Here is a 23684-nt window from a genome sequence, read left to right as displayed (position 1 = left end):
GCTCCTGACGATCAAGTGGCGTAAGTCTTATATGTTTGTGCATGTTCATTTACAGTATTCTCCACAATACTGTAAACAACGCTAGAAATTCTTACACGAGAAGTCGCAACCCGTGTTAATAGCACTTCCCGCCAATCGGACACGGTGGCACGCCTTGGTGGAGATGAGTTTGGTGTAATTCTTTCCCGCATCGATAATCGGGAAGGTGCGATGACGCAGTCTGAATGCCTTGCGAAGAAGATTAACGCCCCTTTTGTTTTTGAGCAGCGGCCACTTCTACTTAGCGCGAGCATTGGATACGCCGTTTATCCTGATGACGGAAAACATATCGAAGAGATTATCGATAAGGCAGATCAATCCATGTATGAAATCAAGCGAAATAGAAAGATGCGGCGCTGACGCAGGACAGAAAAATTGGATAGGTCATAGTCCTATCGGTTCGCATGTAGCATCATCGTCTGGCGTGCCTCCCTAGCGAAATAGGTTCTTAATGCACGCTGCATGTGGGCCACGACTACGGTAACCTATTTAAAATAAAGGTTTTGTGCTGCTGCTACATAATTCCGGAAAAGATAGCAATGCAGCCGGTAATATAGCTGTACTCAATTTAAGATGCTTACGTTCAAAGATTGCAACGATCAAAGCAAGCAGGAGTAATCCAAAACCAAGTCCAATGAATATTTCGCTGGAGCTGATGCGAGGGAATAAATAAAAACCTAAAAACAGTGTGCCAATGACGCTGCCGATTGTATTGATGGCATAAATAGAGCCTGTGCTGGCACCAATGCCATCCAGGGAATAATAAGAGTAAGTAGCCCCGCCCTTTACATAGAGGCGTAGCCTAAATGTTTTCGTTGTCATTAGCGCGATAAATACTCGTTTACCACCAACTCATAATGTGATTGGATGTACATTGTATAAACCAATGATTGCCTTACAAATGCGACAAATTATCGCATCTCAATAGCCCATTCCAATAATTAAATTAAATACGCTTTGTTTAGATTGCGTTCATTTTCAAGTAATTTCGTGATTACTAAATGTTTCCGAGACAAGGTTGAAATAGCAAGTGCGACAATTTGCCGCATTGTCATTTATTTGATCAGGCCAGATAATTGATTTGTGACTATTTATCCCTCCCTTCAAAAAGATGGATAGTCATCGGCGCCGTTATTTTTATTTTTAATTAGTAAATTAATCGGGTAACTGGGATGAGTCTTATGGGCTGTTTCCTTGATTAAATCACGAACACATAAAAAATTAGTAAAAGGGGCAACATGAAAAAAAATAAGTTTAAAATATCAATACTGGCTTTGGCTACAGCCACGCTGTTAGGCATAGGGCAAAGTGTATTGGCGCATACGCGATTGGAAGTACCGATAGTTACTGAAGGCGTCCGAGTAACGAACAATGTTGCCATCGGTCATGGTTGTGGAGAGAAAGCGATTATTGGTACCTCAGTGGTTTTTCCGGATGGTACGGATTCAACTATTACCGTCGGTGGCCAACCTCATAATGGGCCATTGACCGATTTTGTTTCAAACTGGGGATCTAATGTTCAGCCTCTCCAAACCCGAGCGGTATTTGATTTTGTGGATGAAAAACAAGGACCGACAGGAAATGTCGTCGGATTCTGGTCTGGAGGCGGATCAGGGATGCCGGCTCACATGAATGCATTTGTTCCTTTCAGAGTTAGTGCAACTAACATCGAACCAACTTCCTGCGCCAAGAGCGTGAAATTCTTTGTTTCCATTGTCGATATTTGTGAAATCAGTGGAATTGATGCGTTACGCAATGGAAGCGGAGAGTCCGGAGGTGTTGCTAATCTATGGACGCATAATAACCTGGGAACGCCGTATGATCGTGTGAGTGCGGAAGATGATGGACCCGCTTCATTAACGATCAATCGTGATTTAACGAAGAACCCACTGCCTGGATCATGTAATGGTGGTGTCGATGTTGAGATAAAACCTTCTGCTGCACAGATCAATCGTGATATGCCGATCAAGTTCAACGGTCAGCAAGTTTGGCCTGAATAAACGCTATACTTGGCATTTGCAAACGGGATCGTCGATCCTGTTTGCATTAACAAAAATAGATGATTTTTTGTGCGATGAAAGTGTATATGTCCACATATTTTTATTAATGGTTTATGAAAATTAAGATTTGATTTAATAGCACCCTTATCGATATATAGTGTCTTAGTGATTAAATTGAATATTTGAAAGAAAGAGGAGAAGACATGACAAAAAATCATCTATTTCTGCAAAAAAAATTGGCAGTGGTAAGCGTCATTGTCACTGCTTGTTATGCTGCGACCATTGGTGCACATACGGCTGGTGCTACGCTTGATCCTGCGGGTAACAAGGCAACGTTTACCGCACTAGCGCGCGTGACTTGCTTTGATGATGGTAATGGGCCAGCAGATAATCTTGTCGCACGTATCCGCGATAATTCTCCTCCTATACCTGGAATGTTTATCAGCCTTCAGCTTCTTAAAGGCAGCAAGGCGATCAGTGTTACCGATACTACACCAGGAGATGCGCAATTTAGTCAGCAAGTGAGCCTGCAAGGGGGTAACGGAACGTATTTTATGATGGCGGATAAAACGATTGCCGGTGCTCGGGATTTTGAAGTCGATTGGCATTGCATGACCGCCAATCAGGTGCATACCGGCACAGACATTGTAGTGGATCAGTTCCAATAATCGCAGTTTCGATGATGATCAGTTAAATTCTTCCTAAAATGATTAAGCAAACGAGTTTATTATTTTCAGCCAGCCTGATATTGTGCCTTTCTGTGGTAATGCCTGTGAGGGCGCACCTGGAAGGAAATACACCGCCGCCGCATTGTCAGCTGACTTCTTTGGACGGGAAATCTGCTGGAGATTGGGAAGGAATGAAAGGCGAAGTGATTTATGTGGATTTCTGGGCTTCCTGGTGCCCTCCTTGCGTTAAATCATTTCCTTTCATGAGCCAGTTAATGCACGAATTTAAAGACAAAGGTCTGAAAGTGATCGGCATTAATCTGGATGAAAATCTTGAAGATGCCAAGGGGTTTCTTGCCAAGCGTCCTGTCAATTTCCCGATTGTGATCGATACCAGTAAACGCTGTGCTCAAGATTTTGGGGTGATTGCCATGCCGTCCACTTATATTATTGACAAAAGAGGCCTTGTCCGGCATATCCATCGTGGTTTTCGAACAGGTGAAACTGAAGAGTTACGCATTTTGATTGAGCAGCTTCTGCGAGAAGAAATATAGAGATAGTTTGTATTCTTTGCTCCTATTTTTTATTTTTGGTACAAAAATTCTCAATTTGATTTCGTCGATGAATATAACTCATTTTGTTGTCATTTTCGTCATTTTACTCAGCGTGCCAGGGTTATCAGGCTGTGTCAACGTAGCACCCTGGGAGCGAGGTAATCTTGCTAAACCGCAAATGGCGCTGGATCCTAATCCACTACAAAGTGCTATTCAGGCACATGTTTATGGTAGTCGTGAAGCTGCTGCCAGCATTAATTCTTCGGGGGGTGGCGGCGGCTGTGGCTGTTTCTAAGCCATGCCCTGATAAATAGGTTTGAACGCTTTACGCTCAGCTGGTCCAGTTCAGCATTCAGTCAAGAATCTTGAATCTAGCGATTCAAAAGTCAATTCAGCTTCTACCAGTAAAACAACGCTCCAGGCATTGACGTCTGCGGCGCTTGTCTTGCCGGGTTTACTATTGTCTTCTGCACACGGCGCAAATCCCAGTAGCGACAGCGTCAGTTTTCAATATATCCGCTATGAAGAAGGTAAACGCAATCTTTTCAATGTGCACAGTAACCTGAAACCCATTACGGTTGATGTAATACAGGGAAGTGGCAATTTTACCTTTTATGATCGAGTAAAATTTTCGTTTGGTTATACCCAGGATACGTGGTCGGGTGCCACGCCAGTCACCACAGCTCCTTTAGTGGCTAATGGAAATAGACCCATTCTGCAGAACTCGCCAGATGGAGTAATTACCGTTGGCGCATCTCCTTTTGTCAATACCCAGGTTCTGCTGGATCATAATTTCAACCCACTCAGACTGACACCTGGTAGTGGGCAAGTAGTCGATCCGCGTAATGTGCTGATTCTTTCTTCCGCATCGCCTGAAACACGTAACCAGGCAAATTTTAAACTGGGATATGAATGGAACGAGGCGGCGCTTAATGTGGGAGGTGGATTTTCATTAGAAAATGATTATAAATCCAGCTATGGCAATGTCAGCGGTCGTTTCGATTTCAATCAGAAGTTAACCAGCGTGAAATATGGAGCTGGCTATACCCGCAGTGCAACATCCGCTATTCTGGATCCTGATCTTGTACCTTATTTGACGAGTACTGCTTTTGCAAATCAGATTGAACGACGCAGTGGCTCGGAAATATTACGAGGCGATCGCCAGGATTGGACAGCTAACCTGGGGTTGACACAGGTTCTTGGTAAGAACTCGCTGATCGATGCCAACATCGGCTATACCCATAGCAGTGGCTTCATGGAAAATCCGTACAAAGTAATGACGGTCATTTTTGTTAATCCAGATGCCATCAATCCCGATCCAAAAATTCCCATAGCGGGGGATGCGCGTGCCTTGTTGGAGCAGCGACCGAATATTCGCAATCAATTGGCTTTGGGTAGTAAATATGTGCAGTTAATCAATCCATTGGATGCCGCTCTTCATCTAAATTATCAGTTTTCTTTCGATGATTGGGGAATTCATGCCCATACTTTTGAAGCGGATTGGGTGCAACCAGTAGGTTATGGCTGGACGATTACGCCTCGTATTCGTTATTACTCGCAAGATTCAGCCAATTTTTATAGCCCCTTTCTCATTTCCAACCAGGCGTTTCGTAGACCTGCCGTCGATGCCTCTGGGCGGCAAATCTTCAGTGATGTGAATAATCCAAATCAACAATTTTTTCGTAATGGCAATGGGGATTTTTTCGATGCGAATGGTCATCTGGTTGACGCAACTCAACTTGATCTGCAACCTCAGTTGACTTCATTTGATGCCGCTAAACTACCTAACAGTTTTTCCAGTGATCATCGATTATCTGGCTTTGGTTCATTGAGTGGCGGCGTTGTGGTTAATAAGCAGTTTGCCAAGGGAATCGAGTTAGAAGCGGCATTTGAATATTACACACGTGCCAGCGCACTGAAGCTAGGCGGCAATGGGCATAGTAGTTTTGCTGATTTTGATTTTTATGTTGCTAATGCTGCAATAAAAGTTGATATGGATGCTATAAGTTCCCGTATGGCTAGAGGAGAGGCTATGCATAATCATACGGATCATGAACATAGCAAGCAGCATAACCATGCTCAACATTATGTTCCAGCCAGCATCATGTTTGGCCATATGCTGGATACTCCAGGTGAGCTGATGGTGGGGTATCGCTTTATGTATTCTCGTCAAAGAGGGGATATGCTGCATGGAACACACCATGCCAGCGATCAGGCAATTGTCAATGAAGGTTGCAGCGATATTATCTTGTGTCGCTTTGCCCCGTCAGACATGAATATGAGAATGCACATGATCGATATCATGTATGCACCCACCCGCTGGTTGAACCTGATGATCATGCCGCAATTCGTGGATATGGATATGAATTTGCGTGAACTTACCGGCCGTCCACCACGCACCCCGGGTGTCCACGAGCATACTGGCATTGGTGGGCATACGACCGGCGGTGTTGGTGACACCATTCTGATGTCGCTTTACAAGTTGCTAGATTTACCTGGACATCAGCTACATGCGGGTTTAGGTGTCAGCGCACCGACCGGAAAAGTGGATTTGGAGCTCAGGCGCATGTTTCAGGCTGATGGAGGGCTTATTCACTTTGACATGCAGCTCGGAAGCGGCACCTGGGATTTCTTACCTAATTTGACGTATACCGGAACAAGCAGTCGCTGGTACTGGGGATCTCAGCTTTATGGCGTCAAGCGGATGGAAAGCAGGAACGAATCGGGTTATCGACTTGGTGATATTTTTCAGGCATCTACCTGGGGAGGGTATCAGTTGACCAACTGGCTGGGGGCCTCAGTGCGAGGGGTTTATACCTTCCGCGATAGAATACACGGAGATTTCAACAAGTTTAATGCGCGTATCGGGCCGATGGATTTTCCTGCCAATCAAGGTGGACATTACTGGGATCTTGGCATTGGTGTGAATGTTTCTGTGCCCAGTGGCAAGTTCGCAGGCAATAACTTTGCTTTTGAATGGGTGCAGCCATTGCATCAGGATGTGAATGGTTTTCAGCTTGAGCGTAAGGGTGGGCTAACAGCCACCTGGCATTACAGCTTTTAATAGAAATTATGATTGAGGATAATCAGGACTGGCGAGTTTTCGCTATCGGCCCAAGAATTTTAATTGAATGATTGAAGATTTGAAAAAACAAAACTCGCTTATCAAGCCTCCACTTGGGCGGAGGCTTGAACTTTGTAGCACAATTAATGGTTAATGGCCAGATTGGCGCATATGTTTTATTGCTTCGTCGGTATGCTCAGCTGCCTCCTTGGACTGATTCGCTTCAGCACTCTTGATACCTGCTTCCAGATGTTTAATCGCTTCATCCATATGCTTGTGGGATGCAGCATGATCATCTCTTGCCGCTTTAGCATGCTCTAGGCTATCTTTTGCATGCTTAAGCGAATCTTTAGCATGACCCATTTCACCATGTGCTTTAGCTTCTCCTGCATGCTCCATCGCTTCTGACGTATGACCTGCATCGGTTGCATAGGTTTGAGTACTCAAGAAAAAAGCCAAAATTCCAACTCCAATAATAGTTGTTGATATTGCTTTCATGATAATTACTCCTTGTTTGAGATTTATAATATCAAGCATTCTGGTTGAAAATCGTGCTACTCATCTTCACAAAACTTCTAAGAAAAAAGCAATCCTGATTAATATTCTAAAACTTTAATAACGATGTCATATATATCATACATTATTAGAGAAAACAAATACTACAAATGCATCTATCTCAGTCTGCTGATAGGCCACAAATACCTGAATTTGAAATAATGGCTGATTGTCATTTTTTGGTTTTTTTCTACTTGCAGAAATCACAATAGTCGAGTCGATTGATGAATAATTGTTCCCAAATACAGCTTAAAAAAACATTTCAATAGCATTAAACTAAAAATATTTTTTCAGTCTTTTTTCGGGAAAGACTATTAGATTTCAAGCTTGCCAGGTGATTCAGGTTTGATTTTCTGATCCAGAATTGGGTTTCACTAATTGTAATAGCAGAGCCCTGGTATTTTTTAAACTCTCTAAGTTTCCAATAGGTCTGGAGGGAATAGATGAAGCAGGCCGATAACGATTACAGCAAGCAGCAAGAGTGTATAAATTGGAGTCTTCGATTCATTTCATCTGTTATTCTGTCGAGACATAAGCTGGGCTTATTCAAAAGAGCAGGCCGCTTGTCAGCCAGTAGTAGCAGATATACACTCCGGCACAAATCAGCAGTATGGCCGATATCTTATGAAAAAACGGAACAAATCGTTTCATGGTTTCGACCACAGCTCTTTCCTTTAAAAATACTATGCTTATAGTCAATATCAATAAGACCGTTCCTACTCCGAGAATATACCAGAAGAACTGTAACAGTCCCATCACAAAATTACCGGAAATCGTCGAGCTTCCGACGACGACAAGAAAGACTGGTAATGCACAGCTCATGGATGTTGTCCCCATGGCCATGCCGAACAGAAAAAAGCCCCAAACACTGATGGTGCGGGGGTCTCCAATCCGGCTACCTATTTTCATGAAGATATCAAGCGTGAGCTGATTGCCCAAAAACAACCATACTCCAAGTACGATGAGAATGGCACCGATAATGGCTGACACCCAGGGCATAATGCCGATCAAAATCGACCAACCGGCAGCGATAAGAATACCGATCAGTCCATATAGGAGACCAAAGCCTGCGGTAACTGCTACAGTAATACCAAAGGCGTTGCTAAGTCGATAGAGCCAGGAGTGCTGTTGAAACTGCTGATCCTTGGCGCCGAGATAAAGCGCCAGATACACGGGCAGCATCGCAAAGCCACATGGGTTTACCGCAGTTACCATTCCTGCGCCAAAAGCATAGCCAACCTGCAGCATCCCTACCAGCTCACTCATTAGCTGGCTTGCCAATACCTGTATATCCATCATTGCCCCCCACCTTCTAAGTCATTTAGGCTAGGACCGTCTTTTCTGGAAGTATAATGACTGAAATCAGAACGCCTAAAAGACAAGATAGAATCAGCCTCTTACGTAGGATTATAAGTTCAACGAGCAGTGTCTATAAGGCTGAACCGGCAGTCAAACTATAAGGTTTCCTTGTGATTCCTTGTAATAAAATAAGCCAAACATTTCCCATATTATAGCAGTTAGCTTAAACCTGGATTCCTCAGTTGATCGCTCGTTCTGATGTTGACATTATGAATATAATAATTTTTCCTATATATTTCATTTTCACCTTCTGGGTGTTTCCGCTGCAGGACGGATTGCGCAATTTTGCAAGCGCATGGCTGCGTTGCAACTCTTTGGAATGGAACGACCATTCCGCATCGTTGCGCCTTGCCCTGCACTCGCAAAATCACACACTCCATCCTGCCCAACTGAGGAATCCAGGTTAAAGACAAAAGTCAGAGCCTGGCTCAATATAAAATGAGCCTGAATGAGGCCATATTTATTCAAATCCAGAGTAGTGGAGTCAATCAACTGTCCCATCTCATTGGAAGGTAAGATGCATGCTGTTGAACGCCATTTTCAGATCGCGAAGCGAAACTCGTTGCGCCAGTTGCGCGTAAATCATTGCTACAAGTTGAATCCAGCAGTTAAGCGTCCTTATCCTGCGATCTCCTTCATATGCTACGGCCCGATCAAAATGGTAACGGGGAATGTTGCTAGAGCAGTTGGTGAAATACAGCATTAATATGTTTTAAACTTAAGTTCTTGGGTTGAAAAATTGCTGCTTAGAGCACGCTAATTGCACATCAATTTTACGTCATCCCAAGCCCATTCAGGCTTTATCTTTCAGAGGTTGATAGTTAACCGAACAGTAGTGCGTTAATAGGCAATTTGCTGCATGAATTTTTTAATGATTAAGATTCTCAAAAAACTGTCGTTTAAAGATGACAGATTAATTATGTAATCATTTAAATTTTTTTGAAAAAAAAATTAAATATGTATAACCTCATATTGTTGAGTATTTAAATGAAAATAAAAATTCTAGAATCGTTTAAATGATTGCCTGAGTATTCTCTCTTTAATGAAACTGTACCGTTTTCCCTTTAAAGCAATGGGCACGCCCTGTGAAATACAGGTTTATGCTGTAACCGAGACTAAAGCAAGGCGTGCTACGGATGCAGCAATTGCTGACATTCAGCGATTAGAGTCGGTTTATTCCCGTTATCGCGAAAGTAGCTTTTTGTCTGAAATTAATCAGATTGCAGCGAAAGGGGGAAGTATTACTGTCGATAATGAAACAGCCGGATTGTTGGATTATGCAGAAACCTGCTATCGGGAAAGCGATGAGTTGTTTGACATTACGTCGGGTATTCTACGCCGTGCCTGGGATTTTAAATCAAATCAATTACCGGATGAAACTGTTATTCAAACTTTGCTGGATAAAATTGGCTGGCATAAATTGCGGTGGTCATCGCCTGTGCTTGAATTCCCGCTTGCTGGCATGGAGATTGACATGGGTGGTGTCGTTAAAGAATACGCTGTAGATCGTGCTGCTACGATATGTTGGGATAGAGATATTCAACATGGCATAGTCAATTTGGGCGGAGATATCAAGATTATTGGTCCACATGCGGACGGTAGTCCCTGGCGAATCGGGATACGCCACCCGCGACATCCCGATACCTTATTACAGACGCTGGAACTCTATTCAGGTGCGCTGGCCAGCAGTGGGGATTATGAGCGCTGTATTACCATAAATGGCACCCGTTATGGTCATGTGCTCAATCCAAAAACAGGCTGGCCCGTCAGCTGGATGGCTGCAGTGAGTGTAGTAGGTGATTTCTGCGTCATTGCAGGCAGCGCTTCAACGATAGGGATGCTTAAAGATCAGCAGGGAAAAGACTGGCTTGCAGATCTCGGTTTACCCCATTTATGGGTAGATATTGATGGTCGAATTGGGGGCTCACTTACAGAAGAAAATAAACATATCACGTAGCTGTAATGCGTAGGTCCTACATGCTGATTGATTAAAATGGCGAGCCTGACTCTAAAAAGCCATCTTACGAGATGAAGCGCAAGGAATCACACGCAGCAATTCATTCGCACAATGGCTTTAGAAATGGCCTAAAATTTGTAGCCCCGATGCAAGGCCACCACACCAGCAGCTAAATTAAAGTATTCCACCCGTTCAAATCCAACTTGTTGCATGAGTTGCTTCAACTCTTCCTGCGATGGATGCATACGAATCGATTCAGCAAGATAGCGATAACTTCCTTCATCCTTAGCAACTAATTTGCCCATGGCAGGAAGTATTCTGAAAGAATAAGCATCATAAAAAGGTTGAAGTGGTTTCCATACTTTCGAAAATTCCAGTACGATAAGTGATCCACCGGGGCAAAGCACACGCAGCATTTCCTTAAGTGCAATATCCTTATGGGTCATATTTCGGAGGCCAAATGCTACACTGACATGATCAAAAAAATTGTCAGGGAATGGCAGTTTCTCAGCATCACACTGGGCTACGGGGACTGTTATTCCTTCATTCAGCATGCGATCACGGCCGATTGTCAGCATGGAATTATTGATATCAGTTAACCAGACCTGACCTGTTTCACCAACTTGCTCGATGAACAACGCGGTCAAATCTGCTGTTCCACCTGCAATATCAAGAATCCGATCTCCCGCTTTTGCGCCACTGGCGTCGACAGCAAATCGCTTCCACAGTCGATGCAAGCCGAGTGACATCAGATCATTCATCAAATTGTAGCGTGCAGCTACCGAGTCAAAAACATCTGCGACTTTATGTGCTTTTTCTGTTTCTGAAACGGTTTTGAAACCAAAATGAGTGGTTTTTGTCATTTCAAATCATTATATGAGTATTGAAAAAATGAGCGCAATGCATGACTATGAGTTTGATGTGTTCGTCATATTATTTTCACGGCTGATACCAGCTTCATTTAGCCGTTGCAAGTAATGTTGCCACATAGCATCTTGATTCAGTCCATAATTATAAAGTAAATCCCACGAGTAAAGTCCCGTATTGTGGCCATCAGAGAAATTTAACTGGATAGCGTAATTGCCCACTGGCTCGATATGCGTAATGGACACATTTTCTTTGCCTGTTTGCAGTACCTCTTGTCCAGGTTCGTGACCTCGTACTTCCGCTGACGGAGAATAGACGCGAAGAAACTCGCAGGGTAACCGAAAAGTCTTGCCATCGTTGAAGGAAATTTCCAGTATCTTAGATTTCTGATGGAGTTTTATTTCAGTGGGAATTGGAGTATGTTTACTAAGTCCTGCCATAGACGTTTTTTAAAAAAATTGAGATTAGTGAAATATAGCAGCTATGATGCTTGTCATAAAAATGCAATACTAACGCTATATTATCTCAGAAATTTTTATAAAGCATTTTTTGAATGGAGTCACTAATGGCTGCAACAATATTGATCGTGGAAGATGAGCCCGCCATCCAGGAACTGATTTCATACAATTTACGCACTGCGGGATATGTTGTTTTATGCGCAAAAAGTGCAGAAGAGGCAAAGGATATGGTTAACGATGCGTTGCCGGATTTGGTGCTACTGGACTGGATGCTACCCAATATGAGTGGCATCGAGTTTGCTCGTATGCTGCGGCGAGGAGCACGCACCAAGATGATTCCTATTATCATGCTAACGGCCCGGGTGGAGGAAAGTGACAAGATAACCGGATTGGAAGTTGGTGCAGATGATTATATTGTCAAGCCTTTTTCACCGCGTGAACTTGTTGCGCGCATCAAGGCTGTGCTACGCAGACGTTTACCAGAAGTGTCAGATGAAGTAGTTGAAGTAGGTGGATTAAGATTAGATCCGGCTTCGCATCGAGTAACCGTTAATGATCTGGAAGATGGCGCAAAGCCAGCAGAAATCGCCCTGGGACCGACTGAATTTCGCTTATTGCACTTTCTGATGACGCATACCGAACGTGTGCATACACGAGAGCAATTACTTGATCGTGTATGGGGAGATCACGTTTTTGTGGAAGATCGTACAGTGGATGTTCATATACGAAGACTGCGTAGAGCGCTCGAAGAAGCAGGCAAGAATGAATTGGTGCAAACTGTGAGAGGAGCAGGCTACCGTTTTTCTACTCGTTGTGAAGTAGGTGCTGAATAAAAGTTGTGCTGCATTGATTTAAAACATTATCCTTATTCCATTTCCAAATCAGAACTGACTTTGTCAGCTTCACCTTGCCGTATTATTCATACTGTCTGCGGCTCGCTTTCGCGTCATTTTTGATTTGGAAATGGAATTAGATACCCTTTTAATAACTCCTATTTTTCTATATCCATCTGCTTTTTCGCGCATAATACGCAGCGAGCTAATCTTTCCAAAGCTGGCTGACTTGAAAAATGTTAATTTCTGGAATATCCAGAAGAATTTCTTACCTCCGGGATATTAACGTGTTTGATCTCTGGCAACGTTTTGCTGCTATTATTTTGCTGACTGTTGTTACAGCTGTAATATGGTTTGTGGCAGATGCTGTGACGGCATTGACTTTATTCAGTGTGGTGCTGTTAGGGTTAACGATACACCATATCTATTGTCTGGCTTTGCTTGATCAATGGTTCCAGCGTTTTAATCACACCGCTTTTGATCCATCCACAATACCTAATGTACCCAAAGTACCCAAAAGCTTTGGTGCATGGGGGGATGTATTTATTCGTCTGGCGCGCTTTATCCGACGTTATTACCGAAGTCGACAAAGTCTGAGCAAAGCACTGGAGCGTTTGCAACGCGCTACTTCAGCAATGCCTGAAGGTATTGTTATTCTGGATGAAGCAGATCGAATCGAATGGTGTAATCCCTCTGCTGAGCAACACTTGGGGTTGGATCTGAAGCTTGATATTGGGCAGCATGTGACTCATCTGGTACGGCAGATGCAGTTTGTAGCGTATTTGACCTCCGGGGATTACAGTAAACCACTGATTATCAAGCAATCACGATATGAGGAACTGGTGCTTCTACTTCAGTTAGTACCTTATGGAGATGAGGAAAAGCTGCTGATCAGTCGAGATATTACACGCTTTGAGAAAATAGAAATCATGCGCCGTGATTTCATCGCTAATGTTTCACATGAGTTGCGCACGCCCTTGACGATCATTGGGGGGTTTCTAGAAACATTGCTGGATGAAGAGATTAAAGATAGCGAGATGGAAAAGCGTGCGTTAACTTTAATGTATGATCAGGCAAAACGCATGCAGCGTTTGGTAGAGGATTTACTGACCTTATCGAAACTCGAGAATGCACAGAATATCTTGCATGAGGAAGAGATCAATATTGCAGAATTGCTGCAAAGCTTGTATCAAGAAGCGCAATCGCTCAGTACGGGACGCCATCATATTAGCTTGAATCTGATAAGTGATGCCCACTTGCTAGGAAGTGTAGACGAGTTGCGGAGTGCCTTGAGTAATTTGATCAGTAATGCAGTTCGTTACACGCCCGATGGCGGTAATATTTCATTGAACTGGGCAGAAGAGCAGGACCAAGGCTTATTTTATGTGCAAGATAGTGGCATCGGTATCGGACCTGAACATATTCCTCGCCTGACAGAGCGGTTTTATCGGGTTGATCGCAGTCGTTCCCGTGAAACCGGTGGAACAGGGTTAGGACTCGCTATCGTCAAGCATGTGCTAAGTCGCCATCAGGCCCGCATGGAGATTATCAGTGAAATAGGAAAAGGAAGTATTTTCAAGGTTTGGTTTCCAGCAAAGCGTTTGGCGAGAAATAAGGCAAGCAGCGTTACTATCCATGATACAGACGCTATGCCTTCAAATAAAACCATTCCACCGCTACTGTAGTCTTTCTTATTCCATTTCCAAATCAAACATGACTTTATCAGCTTATTCTTGCCGTATTATTTATACGTCTGCAATTCGCTCTTGTGTCAGGTTTGATTTAGAAATGGAATTAGGACAGTTTTCTCAAACTTCCCTCCTCAGCAGCAGTAAGCAGTCTAAGGCAAGGCAAATAACCGTCAAAGACAATGCCATGTACTTCCACGCGTTTTTGTGAGCGGAGCATACTGACCAGATAATGCACGATGCTGCTGGTAATGGTTTGCCCAGGTACCAATACCGGGATGCCAGGCGGGTAGGGAGTGATCTGATCGGCAGATATTCTTCTCTCCAAATTCTTATTAACTTTGTCTTCTTCGTCTAATAGAGGTGCTAATTCGCCACCGCAGTAGAATGCGTCACGCGGCAGATATCTCAACTCGGTAAAATGTGGAATTTCTGGTGTCTGATAAAGCCGTCGAGGAGCCCGTCCTTCGCGTGCAATACGCATCAGGGCATCATAAAGACGCGATACTTTGCTGCGAGTAGTACCGATAGTGAGCAGCAGGGTAAGGGTATTGAAAGTGGATTTCTCCACTTGAATATTGTAGTGCTCGAACAATTCGCGGACCAGCTCTTCCACAGTAAAACCGCAGCGCGAAATATCCAGCGTTATCTTGGTGGGATCGAGCTGAATATTGTCATGTTTGACTTCATCGGGCAGAAGTTCGGACAGTTCCAGCACTTGAAATACACCCGTGGAATTGATGTGAGAATGGAGCTCCCTGGCAAGCTCCAGTGTACGGGAGAGTAGTTTGTATCCTTCCAGCATGACCTGCTTGCGTGCTACATCGAGGCTCGCAATCATGCTGTATTGCGGGCTGGTGGAGGTATGCATGTTGAAATTTTCACGAAAAAGATGCTCGTTGAAATCAGGATCATTGACATGAATCATGCTGGACTGGGAAAAAGCAGACAGCACTTTGTGCGTGCTTTGGGTGGCATAGTCCGCGCCTGCTTCCAGAGCAGTGGGACGAAAAGCGGGGTGAAAGCGGGCAAAGCCATACCAGGCTTCATCAATAATGACTTTGATTCCCTTTGCATGCGCGGCTTCAATGATCGGGGGGAGATCATAGCGGAGACCATCATAAGTGCAACTGGTTAATATCAATGCTTCTGCATCAGCATGTTGCTCGAGTGCATTGAATAAGGTTTGTTTGGGCACTGGCCCATAAATACCGAATTTCTTATTGACCGATGAGTCAAGATAAACCGGATGAGCACCTGATAGCACTACGCCATGATGTACCGATTTGTGACAGTTCCGATCCAAAATTAATTTTTCACCCGGAGCTAGTAAGGTTTGAAAAATGACCTTGTTGGCGGTAGAAGTCCCGTTAGTAGCGAAAAAGGTACGGCGTGCGCCAAATGCTTTAGCTGCAATTTTTTGTGCTTCCGCGATGACTCCGGTGGGCTCCATCAACGAGTCAAGCATGGGTACGGATACCGACAGATCAGCACGAAAAATATGCTCACCGATAAATTCATAAAAATCGCTTATCCAAGGGCTATCGCGCAGTGAATCACCAGAAGAATGCCCCGGCGTATGCCAGGCATCCTTCGCCATCAAGACATAACTCTTGAGCTGATCATAGAAAGGGGTTCGCGCCTTCTCTTGCAGCTGGGCATTGAGGATGCGATACATACCGCGATAATCACGTTCCTCTCGATAGAAATAACCATCCACCGTTTCAGAAAAGAGTGCATCGACTACTTCATCCTGCTGTTCTTGCGCAATCAGTATATAAATATTCAGCTCAGGGCGGAAACAAGAAATTTTCTGGACGAGTTCCAATGCAGTCATCTGCAGATTACGTGCACCTTTCCGCTCACCTTGCAGGGTATATAGCTTATCGTCGACTACTAATGCCTGAATATCTCCATCTTGCTCAATAGCCTGCAGTGCTTCGCGTGCAGTCGTGACGCCAGTAAAAGTGATACCCAACGAATTTTCCATTGACTTGGCCGCGTCATTCAGTCCCTTGATGAATGCTTTGAGGATCAATTTTTCATCATTGATGAGGAGAATGCGGCTAAGCGGTTTTTTCATGATATGTCATTCAACGAAATTGACTCAACAATGAATAGAAAGAACTTCCCCTATCAGAGCAGTGAAACCGCATGGCATCGCTGTGTCAAAATTAAGGATAGTTTTCGATTTATCAGAACGAGAAATCATTCCATTTCCAAATCAAATATGACGCAAGAGTGAACCCCAGGCAGTATAAAATATCCAACCCGGTGAAATCGACAAAGTCAGATTTGATTTAGTAATGGAATCACATGGAAGTTTCAAGTAAAGCGGAAAAAATTGCAACTCTCAAATGAGGGGTATGGATAGCCCGAAACATTACCCGTAAGGAGATGGTGTCGGTGCACATAACCGGGTGGGACTGGTAAAGGAACTACAACGAAATGAGTTTCCTGTCTGGTCGGCGACCATTCCCATTTAAATTGGAAATGGTTTAGAAGCATAGCTGAGAAAATGGTTTCCCCGCAAATGCCGTCAGGCTGTCATCTTGAACCTTGTGGTTCAAGGTGGTTGCTTACCGGATGCATCAGGCGCTTCTTCTTTGAGTAGCGCACAACAGCATCACTTTAGTTTACAACCTGCTATGATGAATTGGTTCAAAGAGTATTAGCCTTAACAAACACCGCAGGGAAAATCTGTACTGCTCTGATGAGCTTTAATGAAAAAAGTCTTAATTTATTTTTTTATTGGTTTTCTTTTCCTGGCAACAATTCATCTAACTTACTTTCTATTGATTTAATTCTACGCTTAAATTCATTCGTGTCAAAACTTTTGATTGGACGCATGGTAAGCAGCTCATGAGTAATATGAAGCGCTGCTACAATTGCAATCTGTTCGGTTCCCACTATTTTTCGTTCATTTTTTATTTGCTGCATTTTTTTATCCAAATAAGAAACCGCAAGCAATAATCCCTCGCGTTCTTCTTCAGAACAATTAATGCGGAATTCTCGTCCCATGATAGTGACGATGATTGTTTCAGTATCCATACTCATTTTCAGGAAGATTTCTTAAAAGAGCCTGCAAATGATTGACAGTAATATATATTTTTCTGGGAGTTGATTATTTGTAACGATTGTGTCAGCTAATTGATGATGTAGTCTGACATTTTTTGAATAGATATCTTTATACCACTATTACAAATTATTCCATCTCTAAATTAAGCCTTACTTTGTCGGCTTGTTCTTGCTGTATTATTTATACTGTCTGCAGCTCACTCTTGCGTCATGTTTGATTTGGAAGTGAAATTAACCAATTTAATCATCAAGCAATTTTAAATTCCTTTGTCCATGAAGTCACTATAGTTTTACAAATACTAAAGTCAACCGCTAATCGACTTTAACCCGGATATTTCACCAGGCCAGCCTGTGCCATCATGCAGAAGCTGATGAACAAGTGTTTTTCGGACAGATTTACGCAAATCCAATTGTATCGCTGGCCTTTACGGGTGCTGACAGAAGATTTGCACTATCTTTCCACCCCCGCATTCTGGCGAAATATCGGGGATAAGATTATATTTTTATTTTATAGAATTATCCCCCGATCCATTTTGACAGTTAGAATAGCAAGAGGAAAATGTTCTATCAAACAGAAGGAGAAAGACTCAATTAAAATGACACAATTGAATAACTACTCTTAGCTAAATAGGCGCAATGTGGCGAATTCTAATTACATAAATGAAATTCTGGATGTCATTATCATTGGTGCAGGGAGTGCCGGGTTGTCGGCGCTACGCGAAGTAAGGAAGCGCACCGAACATTTTGTAATCATTAATGATGGTTCATGGGGCACGACATGCGCTCGCGTTGGATGCATGCCATCCAAGGTATTGATTGAAGCGGCCAATGCTTTTCATCGACGTACTGCATTTGATACTTTTGGTATTCAGGGTGCAGACCAGCTGATGTTAGATATGACTCGTACCATGCAGCGTGTGCGTGAGCTCCGTGATGATTTTGTAAACAGCACATTAAAAGCAACCGAAGTACTTGGACCAAGAGCGATTTCGGGTCGTGTGCGCTTGCTTGGCCCAAATCAGGTATTGATCAATGATAAAAAGTTACGTGCAAAAAATATTATTATTGCTACCGGCTCACGCCCAATTGTCCCTGCAGAGTGGCATGTGTTGGGAAATCGTTTACTTACCACGGATACATTATTTGAGCAGGAAAGATTGCCAGCAAGGTTAGCGGTAATTGGAATGGGGCCTATTGGTGTGGAGATGGCACAAGCACTGGCTCGCCTAGGGGTAAACGTAACGGCATTCGGCAGCAATAAGCTGATTGGTGGATTAAGTGATCCCCAAGTTAATCAGGTGGCGCTGGATTTATTTTCACAGGAATTTCCACTCTATTTGGGAGAAAGAGCTGAGTTGATACTTGACTCTGGGGAAAATCACGTGCGTATTCGAGCTGGCGTAGCGGACATCGCGGTAGATGGTGTGCTGGCAGCACTCGGACGCCGTCCCAATATTGATGATCTTGGGCTCGAAACGCTTGGCGTTTCGCTCAATGACAAAGGATTACCTCCTTTTGATCCCACTACCATGCAGATAGCTGATCTTCCGGTTTTTCTAGCTGGCGATGCTAATAATTATTTGCCATTGCTGCATGAAGCTGCAGATGAAGGGCACATCGCAGGACTAAACGCAATACGCGAAGAAATGACTTGTTTTAAACGCCGCACTCCACTTGGCATCGTTTTTTCAGATCCAGGTATTGCAGTTATTGGAAGCCATTTTCGATCGCTTGATGTTAATGATATTGCGATAGGTGAAGTGTATTTTGATCATCAAGGACGCGCCCGTGCTGCACAACGTAATAAAGGAATGTTACGTGTTTATGCAAAATTGGGGAGTGGGCAGCTACTGGGCGCAGAGATTTGTGCACCAGCAGGCGAACATATGGCTCATCTACTGGCGCTGGCAATTGATCAATCACTAACGGTTTGGGATCTATTACGTATGCCATTTTATCATCCTGTTCTGGAAGAGGGGTTACGAACGGCGTTGCGTAATCTCGCTGCCAAATTGCCAGCAGTCAGTGAATCTGATCTTGCTTCATGTGGTGCTTTCAATGCCGCTGCACTCGATTGACTGTCAGATGTCAGACAACGATACCGAATAGTCTACCTACTGCAGCAGTAAGCCCCATGGCGAGTGCTCCCCAGAAAGTTATCCTGATTGTGCCTTTCAAAATATTTGCACCCCCCAAATAAGCGGCCAGCGCACCTAAAATAGCCAGAGAAAAAAGAGAAAAGCTGGCAACAATAGGAATAATTTGAGCTGTGGGTGCAGCAAAAGTTGCTATAAGAGGCATTGCAGCACCAACGGTAAACATCGCTGTTGAGGTAAAAGTCGCTTGAATGGGTTTCGCGCTAATACGCTCATAAATGCCCAATTCATCTCTGAGATGAGCTCCCAATGCATCATGAGTCATTAATTGCTTAGCTACTTGCTTTGCTAGCTCCGGTTGAATCCCTCTTTTGATATAGATCTCTGCTAATTCCTCGAATTCAAAATCAAGATCTTCCTTGAGATGGTGTTGTTCAAGTGCAATATCGGCATTTTCTGTATCTGCCTGCGAGCTGACAGAGACATATTCTCCAGCCGCCATGGACATAGCTCCGGCAACAAGACCTGCTATCCCTGCCAGAAGGATATCCTCCCGGCCTATGTGGGCAACTGCTACTCCGATAATAAGACTGGCTGTAGAAACAATTCCATCATTAGCGCCTAGTACAGCAGCGCGTAACCACCCAGTACGGTGAGAGCGATGATCTTCTTTATGAGCCATGAATATTAATTAGATTTTTATAATAGATTGAAAAAGTCCTGATTTTCATAAAAAGATAAAAAATCCTGGTGAACAGGACGATTTTATAAAAGAATTTTTCATACGTAATTTTTAATGAATATATATAACAAATATTAAGTCTGGATTCCTCAGTTAATTGCTGGTTCTGGTATTAACATGATGAATATAATAATCTTTCCTGTAAATTTTATTCTCACCTTCTGGTGTTTCCGCTACAGGACAGATTGCGCGATTTTACAAGCACATGGCTGCATTGCAACTCCCTGGAATGGAGCGATTATTCCGCATCGTTGCACCATGCCCGGCACTCGCAAAACCACCTATTCCATCCCGCCCAACTGAGGAACCCAGGTTAAAATAATACGATCAAATAAATCAGATTTATTAGAATCCTGCCGCTTTGCGGTAGCAGTGCTTGAACCTAAAAACCGTAGTTGGACGGGGTGGAGCGTGTGGTGATCCAGGTGCGAGGCAAGGCGCGATGAAGCCGCAGGGCCGCCCCCTGCAACGAAGAGCAACGCCGCATTCGCGCCTGGAGCGGCATACGACACACCTCGTAGCGGCTTCACCATTCTGGTGAATGAAAAAATTCGGAAATGCTTCTATATGTCATGTGCTTAGCTCTCCAATTAAGCGGTCAACTACGGTTTTTAGGTTGAATGGTCCTATAGCAATTAAGTATTGGCTTTTTTCATATAAATCTTCAAATTGTGAGTGTAATTCGCTCATAATCTTTGTTCTTTATGTTATAAATCCAAGTAAAGAGTAAAGCTGATTTTCCATCTTTATTTGTTGTGAGGAGGTTTGTTGCAATGGACAAGGAACTTTCTTTTGATGATATTGATGATATTGATGTTAATGATGTAGACGATGACATCATTCCGGTTAGCCAGGTTGTGAAGATAATTGACGAAATTGAATTCCTCAAAGAGAATTACGAAGAGATTGGGATAACGCTCGATTCTTTGGGATTAGATTAATTTTATTAGAAGTGGGCGGATAAGTAAGCAGTCATCCGCTCCGTTAGTATTGTTTATTCACCATGCAGTGAGATGAGCATTGGCGGATAGTACAGGCTTATTCGCCATCAAGATCAATGCAGTTCCTTATAAGATGTAATCATCAAACAATCATCAAATTGTGATTGATTCTTCCGAAGAATATCCTCATGCATAAATCCAGGGCAACTAGACGCAGAACAAAAAAGATTGGTTTACCCGCTGAGACCTTGCTGTACACAGGGGAAAGGGAGAAAAACAGTATCAATATTACGCTCATCGACTATGACGCGCAGAGCTTTAAGGAGCATACGCTCAAGCGAGTAGATGAGTGCTTACCCTATAAATTTAAGTCTACCGTCACATGGATCAATGTCGATGGTGTGCATGATCCCGTTATGCTTGAGAAATTGGGTGAAGGTTTTGGCATTCACCGGCTTGTTATTGAAGATTTGATGAACATCGTGCAGCGGCCAAAATGTGAGGATTTTGGTGATTACCTCTTTATCGTTCTCAAGATGCTTTCCTATGACGAGAAGGAAAACAGAATCATTCCAGAGCAGATCAGCATTATTCTTGGACAGAAATTCCTGCTGTCTTTTCAGGAGGATAGCAGAAAAGATATTTTCCATTTAATTCGTGACCGTCTACCCAATGGAAAAGGGAAAATAAGGAAGATGGATACCGACTATCTTGCTTACGCGCTGCTGGACACATTGGTAGATAACTATTTCATTATTCTCGAAAAACTTGGCGATAAGATTGATCTTTTGGAAGAGGAGTTAATGATCCGGCCTGGTAAAACTGTTATCGAGCAGCTTTATCAGTTGAAGCGGGAATTCCTGTTTTTACATAAGGCCGTGTGGCCGTTACGCGAAGTGATTTCGTCTCTGGCACGACGGGAGTCACCGTTGATTCATGAAGTGACGACTCCCTATTTGCTTGATGTATATGATCATGTCGTGCAAGCCATTGACAGTGTCGAGATTTACCGGGATATGCTCACTACCATGCTTGATCTGTATATCTCGAATGTCAGCTACCGGACGAACGAGATTATGAAAGTGCTGACGATTATTGCTACCATCTTTATGCCATTAACCTTTCTTGCCGGCGTGTATGGCATGAATTTTAAATATATGCCAGAGCTTGATTGGGAATATGGTTATCTGCTGGTCTGGATGATCATGATTGGAGTAGGAGCGGTCATGCTCGTCTACTTTAAGAAAAAGCGGTGGCTATAGTTCTACCACAGATCACGCTACTCCATCTGGTATGGATTAAGCTAGTGATCAGAAATTTATGCTGACTAGTAGATCGTTCCAGCAAACTAAACCCTTTACCGTTCGCGGTGAGCCTGTCGAACCGTGAACTAATAATGGCCTTCGACAGGCTCAGGCCGAATGGCGTTTTTGTAAATATTTTACTGGAACGATCTACTAGCGCAAAGATTAAATCTCTTATTTCATTTCCAAATTACAGATGACACGAAGGCGAGCCGCAGACAGTATGAATAGTACGGCAAGAAGAAGCCGACAGACAAAGTCAGATTTGATTTAGAAATGGGATTAAATGCTCCAATATAGCAAAGGAGCTAACTCTCTGAAAAATACTATGGTGCAATTGCCATCATATTCTGAGTAAGCCGAATACGTCCTTGCTTGGTGAAATAAGCAACTTCATTTGCAATATCTTTTCCCAGCAATATTTTTATATGGGTATCCTCATCCAGGCCATTGTTTTCAATCATTTTGACTTGACCTGGCATGATTTGACTGATCTGCTCAGCAAACGTATGCGCGTTTGTGCGGTAATGTATTTCAGTTTGCGCGTGCTGGAATGTTTGATGATTAGTAAGGCGCGCATCATCAAATCCAAATTGTTTCAGAAAGGTTGCAATATTTTTGGCCATACCGGTTACGCCATTGCCATTTGAGACTTCGATGCGTTTATGTTGCATTGCTGTTGCTGAATTTTTAGGAGTGGATTCTTTTGTGTGATCAGAGGCGATAGGGGGCAGGTGAGCAGGTGATGTAGTAAGTGACGCGGTAACTGGTGCTGAAATTGGTGTTGCAATAGGTGCAATAGGTGCTATTTGGTGGTTTTCATGATTTATTCTGAATTCATAAATGTTAGGTGCAACCTGCACGAGTTGCTGCTGATTAGAGTTTTGCTGACCAGGGCTTTGCTGTGCTGTTAATGTCTGTGAGATGTTGGTGTTAATGACCTCAGGTTCTTGCGTGATGGTTAAAGGAGCCACTGTTTTTTCGCTCAACCCCATGCGTTTGTGAGCCGTTGCCAGATTCTGGCGTGCTTTATAATTGTGGGGATCAAAATGGAGGGCTTCCTGGAATGCCACCGCTGCTTCGCTATTTTGACCTTGTATTAAATAGGCATAGCCAAGGTTGTTATACAGGTAGGTTGCTGTAGGTGCAATTCTAATTGCTTTTTGGAAATGCTCTAACGCTAACTGATGTTGCCCTTGGGTCGAATAGATAACACCTAAGCCATTGTGCGCCTCCACATAATCAGGATTGACTGCGAGCGCTTTCTGATAAAATTCAATCGCTTTTGCGTAACTGGTTTTCCTATGGTAGTACCGTCCCAGGTGATACAGATTTTCATCACTCGCATTTGCATGCTGAACATTCATCACCGGCTTGATGTGCAGCACTGAATAATCCTTACTTGAATAGAAGGATGAGCAACTGGTCAAAACAGCCAGACAGCACAATGCCCATGCGAATCTTGGTTTATTAATGCCCAT

General features: G+C 43.4%; 24 protein-coding genes and 1 other RNA gene. 12 read left to right on the top strand and 13 right to left on the bottom strand.

What is annotated here, in order from left to right:
• Nucleotides 1–87: 87 nt before the first annotated feature.
• On the top strand, nucleotides 88–399 hold the full coding sequence (locus BLV54_RS02180) for a diguanylate cyclase domain-containing protein (RefSeq protein ID WP_090567120.1): 312 nt from the start codon (nucleotides 88–90) through the stop codon (nucleotides 397–399).
• 129 nt (nucleotides 400–528) lie between these two features.
• Here the strand turns inward: BLV54_RS02180 and BLV54_RS02175 are convergent, their stop codons facing one another.
• Entirely contained in the window at nucleotides 529–861 is a 333-nt protein-coding gene (locus BLV54_RS02175; RefSeq protein WP_090567117.1) for a hypothetical protein, read from the bottom strand.
• A 416-nt stretch (nucleotides 862–1277) separates the two neighbouring features.
• Between BLV54_RS02175 and BLV54_RS02170 the strand changes: the two genes are divergently transcribed.
• The 5 genes from BLV54_RS02170 (at nucleotide 1278) to BLV54_RS02150 (ending at nucleotide 6325) form a co-directional block, all read left to right on the top strand.
• A complete protein-coding gene (locus BLV54_RS02170; RefSeq protein WP_090567113.1) occupies nucleotides 1278–2039 on the top strand; it encodes a hypothetical protein in 762 nt (253 codons plus the stop codon).
• Nucleotides 2040–2242: 203 nt separating this feature from the next.
• A complete protein-coding gene (locus BLV54_RS02165) occupies nucleotides 2243–2707 on the top strand; it encodes a hypothetical protein (protein WP_090567110.1) in 465 nt (154 codons plus the stop codon).
• Nucleotides 2708–2745: 38 nt separating this feature from the next.
• Entirely contained in the window at nucleotides 2746–3261 is a 516-nt protein-coding gene (locus BLV54_RS02160) for a TlpA family protein disulfide reductase (RefSeq protein WP_339389412.1), read from the top strand.
• A gap of 67 nt (nucleotides 3262–3328) precedes the next feature.
• Complete coding sequence (locus BLV54_RS02155; RefSeq protein ID WP_090567136.1) at nucleotides 3329–3556, top strand: DUF4266 domain-containing protein; 228 nt, start codon at nucleotides 3329–3331, stop codon at nucleotides 3554–3556.
• A gap of 21 nt (nucleotides 3557–3577) precedes the next feature.
• Entirely contained in the window at nucleotides 3578–6325 is a 2748-nt protein-coding gene (locus BLV54_RS02150; RefSeq protein ID WP_090567107.1) for a DUF3570 domain-containing protein, read from the top strand.
• A 150-nt stretch (nucleotides 6326–6475) separates the two neighbouring features.
• On the opposite strand, the gene smbP is transcribed toward BLV54_RS02150, so the two are convergent.
• From smbP to BLV54_RS17150, 4 genes are all read right to left on the bottom strand, one after another.
• Nucleotides 6476–6823, bottom strand: coding sequence for a small metal-binding protein SmbP (gene smbP, locus BLV54_RS02145; protein WP_090567133.1), 348 nt, complete (start codon nucleotides 6821–6823; stop codon nucleotides 6476–6478).
• 603 nt (nucleotides 6824–7426) lie between these two features.
• A complete protein-coding gene (locus tag BLV54_RS02140) occupies nucleotides 7427–8179 on the bottom strand; it encodes a cytochrome c biogenesis CcdA family protein (RefSeq protein WP_090567104.1) in 753 nt (250 codons plus the stop codon).
• A gap of 303 nt (nucleotides 8180–8482) precedes the next feature.
• Nucleotides 8483–8731 (bottom strand): hypothetical protein, encoded by a 249-nt coding sequence (locus BLV54_RS02135; RefSeq protein WP_176969644.1) that lies wholly within the window; start codon nucleotides 8729–8731, stop codon nucleotides 8483–8485.
• 10 nt (nucleotides 8732–8741) lie between these two features.
• Complete coding sequence (locus BLV54_RS17150; protein ID WP_090567097.1) at nucleotides 8742–8942, bottom strand: DUF4372 domain-containing protein; 201 nt, start codon at nucleotides 8940–8942, stop codon at nucleotides 8742–8744.
• A gap of 339 nt (nucleotides 8943–9281) precedes the next feature.
• Between BLV54_RS17150 and BLV54_RS02125 the strand changes: the two genes are divergently transcribed.
• Entirely contained in the window at nucleotides 9282–10196 is a 915-nt protein-coding gene (locus tag BLV54_RS02125) for an FAD:protein FMN transferase (protein WP_090567094.1), read from the top strand.
• Nucleotides 10197–10324: 128 nt separating this feature from the next.
• On the opposite strand, the gene ubiE is transcribed toward BLV54_RS02125, so the two are convergent.
• Nucleotides 10325–11059, bottom strand: a complete 735-nt coding sequence (gene ubiE / locus BLV54_RS02120; protein WP_090567091.1) for a bifunctional demethylmenaquinone methyltransferase/2-methoxy-6-polyprenyl-1,4-benzoquinol methylase UbiE — start codon at nucleotides 11057–11059, stop codon at nucleotides 10325–10327.
• Nucleotides 11060–11104: 45 nt separating this feature from the next.
• The gene (locus BLV54_RS02115; RefSeq protein ID WP_090567088.1) at nucleotides 11105–11503 is read right to left on the bottom strand and encodes a gamma-butyrobetaine hydroxylase family protein; all 399 of its coding nucleotides are present in this window, start codon (nucleotides 11501–11503) and stop codon (nucleotides 11105–11107) included.
• 125 nt (nucleotides 11504–11628) lie between these two features.
• Here BLV54_RS02115 and phoB point away from each other — a divergent pair, with 125 nt between their 5' ends.
• Together phoB and phoR are read left to right on the top strand one after the other, a co-directional pair.
• Nucleotides 11629–12354, top strand: a complete 726-nt coding sequence (gene phoB / locus BLV54_RS02110) for a phosphate regulon transcriptional regulator PhoB (protein ID WP_090567085.1) — start codon at nucleotides 11629–11631, stop codon at nucleotides 12352–12354.
• 287 nt (nucleotides 12355–12641) lie between these two features.
• The gene (gene phoR, locus BLV54_RS02105) at nucleotides 12642–14039 is read left to right on the top strand and encodes a phosphate regulon sensor histidine kinase PhoR (protein ID WP_256329046.1); all 1398 of its coding nucleotides are present in this window, start codon (nucleotides 12642–12644) and stop codon (nucleotides 14037–14039) included.
• Between the two features lie 109 nt (nucleotides 14040–14148).
• On the opposite strand, the gene BLV54_RS02100 is transcribed toward phoR, so the two are convergent.
• The 3 genes from BLV54_RS02100 to BLV54_RS02090 form a co-directional block, all read right to left on the bottom strand.
• The gene (locus BLV54_RS02100) at nucleotides 14149–16125 is read right to left on the bottom strand and encodes an aminotransferase class I/II-fold pyridoxal phosphate-dependent enzyme (RefSeq protein ID WP_090567078.1); all 1977 of its coding nucleotides are present in this window, start codon (nucleotides 16123–16125) and stop codon (nucleotides 14149–14151) included.
• Between the two features lie 437 nt (nucleotides 16126–16562).
• Nucleotides 16563–16741, bottom strand: a non-coding RNA gene (ssrS, locus tag BLV54_RS02095) — 6S RNA.
• A 49-nt stretch (nucleotides 16742–16790) separates the two neighbouring features.
• Nucleotides 16791–17093, bottom strand: coding sequence for a cell division protein ZapA (locus tag BLV54_RS02090; protein ID WP_090567076.1), 303 nt, complete (start codon nucleotides 17091–17093; stop codon nucleotides 16791–16793).
• A 665-nt stretch (nucleotides 17094–17758) separates the two neighbouring features.
• On the opposite strand from BLV54_RS02090, the gene BLV54_RS02085 reads away from it, so the two are divergent.
• Nucleotides 17759–19198 (top strand): dihydrolipoyl dehydrogenase, encoded by a 1440-nt coding sequence (locus tag BLV54_RS02085; RefSeq protein ID WP_256329045.1) that lies wholly within the window; start codon nucleotides 17759–17761, stop codon nucleotides 19196–19198.
• Nucleotides 19199–19208: 10 nt separating this feature from the next.
• Here BLV54_RS02085 and BLV54_RS02080 read toward each other — a convergent pair whose 3' ends face one another.
• Complete coding sequence (locus tag BLV54_RS02080; protein WP_090567073.1) at nucleotides 19209–19898, bottom strand: VIT1/CCC1 transporter family protein; 690 nt, start codon at nucleotides 19896–19898, stop codon at nucleotides 19209–19211.
• Between the two features lie 341 nt (nucleotides 19899–20239).
• Nucleotides 20240–20491 (bottom strand): hypothetical protein, encoded by a 252-nt coding sequence (locus BLV54_RS02075; protein WP_090567070.1) that lies wholly within the window; start codon nucleotides 20489–20491, stop codon nucleotides 20240–20242.
• A gap of 240 nt (nucleotides 20492–20731) precedes the next feature.
• Between BLV54_RS02075 and BLV54_RS15920 the strand changes: the two genes are divergently transcribed.
• Together BLV54_RS15920 and corA are read left to right on the top strand one after the other, a co-directional pair.
• Nucleotides 20732–20899, top strand: coding sequence for a hypothetical protein (locus tag BLV54_RS15920; RefSeq protein WP_176969643.1), 168 nt, complete (start codon nucleotides 20732–20734; stop codon nucleotides 20897–20899).
• Nucleotides 20900–21087: 188 nt separating this feature from the next.
• The gene (gene corA, locus BLV54_RS02070; protein WP_090567067.1) at nucleotides 21088–22161 is read left to right on the top strand and encodes a magnesium/cobalt transporter CorA; all 1074 of its coding nucleotides are present in this window, start codon (nucleotides 21088–21090) and stop codon (nucleotides 22159–22161) included.
• A 368-nt stretch (nucleotides 22162–22529) separates the two neighbouring features.
• Here the strand turns inward: corA and BLV54_RS02065 are convergent, their stop codons facing one another.
• Entirely contained in the window at nucleotides 22530–23684 is a 1155-nt protein-coding gene (locus BLV54_RS02065; protein ID WP_090567065.1) for a LytR C-terminal domain-containing protein, read from the bottom strand.

The organism is Nitrosomonas sp. Nm33, assembly GCF_900107265.1.
GTDB lineage: Bacteria > Pseudomonadota > Gammaproteobacteria > Burkholderiales > Nitrosomonadaceae > Nitrosomonas.
This window is presented reverse-complemented; position numbering and strand designations above follow the sequence as displayed.

What these genes read in the sequence shown, in the direction of transcription:
- BLV54_RS02175 (WP_090567117.1), bottom strand. Translation starts at nt 861, where the DNA reads ATGACAACGAAAACATTTAGGCTACGCCTCTATGTAAAGGGCGGGGCT.
- BLV54_RS02170 (WP_090567113.1), top strand. Translation starts at nt 1,278, where the DNA reads ATGAAAAAAAATAAGTTTAAAATATCAATACTGGCTTTGGCTACAGCC.
- BLV54_RS02165 (WP_090567110.1), top strand. Translation starts at nt 2,243, where the DNA reads ATGACAAAAAATCATCTATTTCTGCAAAAAAAATTGGCAGTGGTAAGC.
- BLV54_RS02160 (WP_339389412.1), top strand. Translation starts at nt 2,746, where the DNA reads ATGATTAAGCAAACGAGTTTATTATTTTCAGCCAGCCTGATATTGTGC.
- BLV54_RS02155 (WP_090567136.1), top strand. Translation starts at nt 3,329, where the DNA reads ATGAATATAACTCATTTTGTTGTCATTTTCGTCATTTTACTCAGCGTG.
- smbP (WP_090567133.1), bottom strand. Translation starts at nt 6,823, where the DNA reads ATGAAAGCAATATCAACAACTATTATTGGAGTTGGAATTTTGGCTTTT.
- BLV54_RS02140 (WP_090567104.1), bottom strand. Translation starts at nt 8,179, where the DNA reads ATGATGGATATACAGGTATTGGCAAGCCAGCTAATGAGTGAGCTGGTA.
- BLV54_RS17150 (WP_090567097.1), bottom strand. Translation starts at nt 8,942, where the DNA reads ATGCTGTATTTCACCAACTGCTCTAGCAACATTCCCCGTTACCATTTT.
- BLV54_RS02125 (WP_090567094.1), top strand. Translation starts at nt 9,282, where the DNA reads ATGAAACTGTACCGTTTTCCCTTTAAAGCAATGGGCACGCCCTGTGAA.
- ubiE (WP_090567091.1), bottom strand. Translation starts at nt 11,059, where the DNA reads ATGACAAAAACCACTCATTTTGGTTTCAAAACCGTTTCAGAAACAGAA.
- BLV54_RS02115 (WP_090567088.1), bottom strand. Translation starts at nt 11,503, where the DNA reads ATGGCAGGACTTAGTAAACATACTCCAATTCCCACTGAAATAAAACTC.
- phoB (WP_090567085.1), top strand. Translation starts at nt 11,629, where the DNA reads ATGGCTGCAACAATATTGATCGTGGAAGATGAGCCCGCCATCCAGGAA.
- BLV54_RS02100 (WP_090567078.1), bottom strand. Translation starts at nt 16,125, where the DNA reads ATGAAAAAACCGCTTAGCCGCATTCTCCTCATCAATGATGAAAAATTG.
- BLV54_RS02090 (WP_090567076.1), bottom strand. Translation starts at nt 17,093, where the DNA reads ATGGATACTGAAACAATCATCGTCACTATCATGGGACGAGAATTCCGC.
- BLV54_RS02080 (WP_090567073.1), bottom strand. Translation starts at nt 19,898, where the DNA reads ATGGCTCATAAAGAAGATCATCGCTCTCACCGTACTGGGTGGTTACGC.
- BLV54_RS02075 (WP_090567070.1), bottom strand. Translation starts at nt 20,491, where the DNA reads ATGGTGAAGCCGCTACGAGGTGTGTCGTATGCCGCTCCAGGCGCGAAT.
- BLV54_RS15920 (WP_176969643.1), top strand. Translation starts at nt 20,732, where the DNA reads ATGGACAAGGAACTTTCTTTTGATGATATTGATGATATTGATGTTAAT.
- corA (WP_090567067.1), top strand. Translation starts at nt 21,088, where the DNA reads ATGCATAAATCCAGGGCAACTAGACGCAGAACAAAAAAGATTGGTTTA.
- BLV54_RS02065 (WP_090567065.1), bottom strand. Translation starts at nt 23,684, where the DNA reads ATGGGCATTAATAAACCAAGATTCGCATGGGCATTGTGCTGTCTGGCT.